We start from the raw sequence: 879 nt of genomic DNA, 5'->3' as shown, positions 1-879 counted from the left end.
GTGGACGGCTCGATCGGTTGAATTGAGGTCATGTCTGTCTACTCCTTATGCTCGATCCGCAACACGTTCGCCCAGCAGGCCCGACGGACGGAACACCAGCACGACGATCAGCACGATGAATGCGAACACGTCCTGGTAGTTACTGCCGAACACACCGCCCGTAAGGTTGCCGATGTAGCCGGCGCCCAACTGTTCGATCAGGCCGAGCAGCACGCCGCCCACCATCGCCCCGCCGAGATTGCCGATCCCGCCCAGCACCGCCGCGGTAAAGGCCTTCAGACCCGGGATGAAGCCCATATAGAAGTGTGCGTTGCCGTATTCGGACGCGATCATCACGCCGGCCAGAGCGGCCAGCGCCGAGCCGATCATGAAGGTCGCCGAAATCACGAAATTCGGGTTCACGCCCATCAGGCTGGCGACACCCGGGTTCTCAGCGATCGCACGCATCGCGCGGCCCAGCCTGGTCTTGTGAACCAGCAACAGCAGACCGCCCATCACGAGGAACGCCACGACCATGATCACGATTTCGGTCATCGAGATCACGGCGCCAGGCGTCGTGTCGGTGGCCTTGATCACGTTGATCGGGTCGGTGGGCAACAGCTGCGGGAACGGCAGCGGGTTGCGCGACCAGATCATCATCGCGAGGGTTTGCAGCAGGATCGACACGCCGATCGCGGTGATCAGCGGGGCGAGGCGCGGCGCTTTACGCAACGGCCGGTAGGCCACGCGCTCGATCGTGTAGCCGACCAGCGAGCAAACCACTGCCGCGATGATCAACGCGATGATGAGCGTCGGCACATTGCCGAGGCCGGGGAAGTGGTTCTGAAGCACGCCTATGGCTGAGAGCGCAACCATCGCGCCCACCATCAACACATCGCC

At 63.0% G+C, this 879-nt stretch carries 1 protein-coding gene; it reads right to left on the bottom strand.

Annotation, left to right across the window (positions count from 1 at the left end; translation table 11 throughout):
- Nucleotides 1-45: 45 nt before the first annotated feature.
- Nucleotides 46-879 (bottom strand): branched-chain amino acid ABC transporter permease (locus GNZ13_RS50975; protein WP_172179033.1); only part of this gene is annotated, 834 nt, incomplete at its 5' end.

The organism is Paraburkholderia elongata, assembly GCF_013177735.1.
Taxonomy (GTDB): domain Bacteria; phylum Pseudomonadota; class Gammaproteobacteria; order Burkholderiales; family Burkholderiaceae; genus Paraburkholderia; species Paraburkholderia elongata.
This window is presented reverse-complemented; position numbering and strand designations above follow the sequence as displayed.